Below are 2,814 nucleotides of genomic sequence, written 5' to 3'. Positions count from 1 at the left end.
TGCTGTCCGCGCGCGCGCGCAGAAGGTCGGCCGCGCGGCGCAGGATGCGGGAGCGATCGAAGGCCGACATCGCGCTCCAGCGTGCGAAGCCCCGGACGGCGGCCTCCACCGCGCGGTCGAAATCGGCTGGCCCGGCGTGGGCGACGGTGCCGATCACCTGCCCGGTCGCCGGGTTGACGACATCGTCACGCGCGCCGCTGGCCGCGGGCACCCACGCACCGTCGATCAGCAGCAATGTGTCGGGATAATCGGGCATGTTCGGAATCCTCGGGCAGGGAAGGCCGTCGTCGACCGGGGTGGGGGCCGCGCGGATCCTTTCGGTTCGGCAAGAAGCTGCAGTCTATCGGATCGCCGGTCGCGCGTGAACCCCGGCCCATGGCTCAGAGCGGCAGGTCGGTGCCGGTCTTGACCTCCTCGATCACGGAGTAGGTGTGTGTCTGGCGAATTCCGGGCAGACGCGAGAGCGTGCGGCCGAGAAAGATGCGATAGGCCGCCATGTCCCGGACACGTGTCTTGATCAGATAGTCAAATCCGCCCGCGACCATGTGGCATTCCAGGATATCGGGGATCGTGCGCACCAGCCGTGCGAACTCCTCCAGCACCTGTTCGTTTGTGTGTTCGAGTGTGATCTGGACGAAAATCAGCAGAGCACGGTTGAGCTTTTCGGGGTTGAGGCGCGCCGCGTACCCGTCGATCACGCCGTCGGCCTGGAGGCGCCGGACACGCTCGTACGTCGCGGCGGCGCTGAGATTGATGCGCCGCGCCAGATCGACATTCGTGATGCGCCCGTCTTTCTGAAGTATTTTCAGTATCTTGCGATCTATGTCGTCGATCATGGCCGTTGATTGTTCCGTGACGTGACGGTTGATCCGAAGAGTCATCTTAACATACCCGCCAATACCATCACATCAATGACGCGCGTTTCGTTACGGAGAAGGACGAAGCCCAGCAGAAAAGCCGCCGATGGTCACCGTTCCACCCACCCCGTTCTCCGCTTTTCTCGGGCCTTTGCCCGCACGCTCCACGCCCGGTCGCGCGGTGATCACGGCGATGTATGACGTGCCGGAGCCCCTCGCCGTGCAGCCTTTGCTGGCCCGCGCGGAACTGCCCGCGCCGCTGGCCGTGCAGGCGCGGGCGTGCGCCGTGCAACTGGTCGAGGCCATGCGACGCAAGGGCGTGCGCGGCGCGGTGCAAGGGTTGGTGCGGGAATATGACCTGTCGTCGGAGGAGGGCGTGGCGCTGATGTGCCTGGCCGAGGCACTCCTGCGCATCCCCGATCGAGCCACGCGCGATGCACTGATCCGCGACAAGATCGGCCGTGGGGACTGGCGCGCGCATCTGGGTCGGGGGGCGTCGCTGTTCGTCAATGCGGCGACCTGGGGGCTGGTCGTGTCCGGCCGCGTACTCGGCACGATCGATCAGGCGGGTTTGGCGGGCGCGCTGAACCGCCTGATCGCCCGTGGCGGCGAACCCTTGATCCGGGGCGGCGTCGACGTGGCGATGCGCATCCTGGGCGAGCAGTTCGTCACCGGTCAGACGATTGCCGAGGCGTTGCGCAACAGCCGGGCGCTGGAGGCACGGGGCTTTCGCTATTCCTATGACATGCTGGGCGAAGCAGCGGCGACGGCCGACGATGCAGCGCGTTATTTTCGTGATTACGAAACGGCGATCCATGCGATCGGCAAGGCCGCCTCCGGACGGGGTATCTACAACGGTCCTGGTATATCCATCAAATTATCGGCCCTTCATCCGCGCTATGTCCGCGCGCAACACGGGCGGGTGATGACCGAGTTGTTGCCGCGCGTGGCCGAACTGGCGCGGCTGGCGCGCGGCTACGCTATCGGGCTGAACATCGACGCCGAAGAGAGCGAGCGACTCGATCTCTCGCTCGATATAGTCGAGGCTTTGTGCGAGCTGTCCGACCTTTCGGGGTGGGACGGGCTGGGGCTTGTGGTGCAGGCTTACCAGAAACGTGCGCCGGCGGTTCTCGACTGGCTGATCGCGCTCGCGCGGCGCACGTCGCGACGAATCATGGTGCGCCTTGTCAAAGGCGCTTATTGGGACAGCGAAATCAAGCGTGCACAGGTGGAGGGTGTGGCTGACTATCCGGTCTATACCCGCAAGGCGCACACCGATGTCGCCTATCTGGCGTGCGCGAACACCATGTTGGGAGCGCGTGACGCCCTGTTCCCGCAGTTCGCGACGCATAACGCGGCCAGCCTAGCGGCGATCCATGCACTCGCGGGTGCGAACTTCTGTGTCGGAGACTATGAATTCCAGTGCCTGCACGGCATGGGGGAAACACTGTATGATGAGGTCGTGGGCGCGGACAGGCTGGATCGTCCATGCCGGATTTATGCGCCGGTCGGCACGCATGAAACGCTGCTGGCCTATCTGGTGCGGCGCCTGTTGGAAAACGGGGCGAACTCGTCTTTCGTCAACCGGATTCAGGATCCGTCCGTACCGGTCGATGACCTTGTGGCCGACCCCGTGGCGCTGGTGCGCGCCGAACCGGTGCCCGGTGCCCGGCATCCCTCGATCGTCCTGCCGCGCGACCTGTTTGGCGATGGCCGCGCCAACGCGCGCGGGCTGAATATCGCGGACGAGCGTGTTCTCGCCGATCTGGAAACACGTTTTTCCATGGCGTTCGTCGCGCGGCAGGACGTCGTGTCGGATGGCGAACCGGACGGTGCGTCGCGCCGCGTGCTCAATCCCGCCGACCACACCGACGTGGTGGGCAGTACCGTTGACGCGGATGAGGGCGCGGTGGCGCGTGCCATCACGCGCGGCGACGTCGCGGCACCGCTGTGGGCG

General features: G+C 65.6%; 3 protein-coding genes. 1 reads left to right on the top strand and 2 read right to left on the bottom strand.

Features of this window, described 5'->3' with window-relative positions; translation table 11 throughout:
* Together HUK82_RS15670 and HUK82_RS15665 are read right to left on the bottom strand one after the other, a co-directional pair.
* Positions 1-256: aldehyde dehydrogenase family protein (locus HUK82_RS15670; RefSeq protein ID WP_218061616.1), on the bottom strand; the 256-nt coding region annotated here is incomplete at its 3' end.
* 124 nt (positions 257-380) lie between these two features.
* Positions 381-881: an Lrp/AsnC ligand binding domain-containing protein gene (locus HUK82_RS15665; RefSeq protein WP_256127054.1), complete on the bottom strand. Its 501-nt coding sequence runs from the start codon at positions 879-881 to the stop codon at positions 381-383.
* An 82-nt stretch (positions 882-963) separates the two neighbouring features.
* Between HUK82_RS15665 and HUK82_RS15660 the strand changes: the two genes are divergently transcribed.
* Positions 964-2,814: proline dehydrogenase family protein (locus HUK82_RS15660; protein WP_176614827.1), on the top strand; the 1,851-nt coding region annotated here is incomplete at its 3' end.

This window comes from Ameyamaea chiangmaiensis (assembly GCF_013376175.1).
In the GTDB taxonomy this organism is placed as follows: Bacteria; Pseudomonadota; Alphaproteobacteria; order Acetobacterales; family Acetobacteraceae; genus Ameyamaea; species Ameyamaea chiangmaiensis.
Note: the sequence above shows the minus strand (reverse complement) of the source record. Positions and strands in the feature narration are given on the sequence as shown.